The organism is Levilactobacillus koreensis JCM 16448 (genome assembly GCF_001435525.1).
Taxonomy (GTDB): Bacteria; Bacillota; Bacilli; order Lactobacillales; family Lactobacillaceae; genus Levilactobacillus; species Levilactobacillus koreensis.
The window spans coordinates 1-403 of record NZ_AZDP01000084.1; the positions used below are offsets into that span (position 1 = coordinate 1).

Genomic DNA, 403 nt, shown 5'->3' on the forward strand with positions numbered 1-403 from the left:
CTTATCCGCTAATTACCAAAGCCTTTTAGGTCCGCAGGTTGCCAGGCGGACTCATTTTTTATAGTGTTGCTAAACCCTTAGCTAATATATTTTCATGTGCGTTATGATCACGCACATGAAACGTGCCACAACTAGGACACGTCCACTTGCGGTCAGCCAACGTCAACTTGTTTTTACCAGTCATAACGTACCCACAATGGCTACAAGTTTGTGTCGTATTTCGGGGATCGATTGTCAAAAACTTTCGGCCGTACAAATCAGCCTTATAAGCCAACATACCCAGCAGGGTCCGCCAGCCAACGTCCGAAATACTCATTGCCAAGGCATGATTCCGCAACATGTTTTTACCCCGCAGTTCTTCAGCTACGACTAAATCGTGGTTTTTGATTAAGGCCGTAGAGAC

Annotated in this window: 1 protein-coding gene; it reads right to left on the bottom strand. The window is 45.7% G+C overall.

Going from position 1 to position 403, the window contains the following annotated elements; all coding sequences use genetic code 11:
- Positions 1 to 58: 58 nt before the first annotated feature.
- On the bottom strand, positions 59 to 403 hold a 345-nt coding region (locus tag FC99_RS07500), incomplete at its 5' end, for an RNA-guided endonuclease InsQ/TnpB family protein (protein ID WP_156639351.1).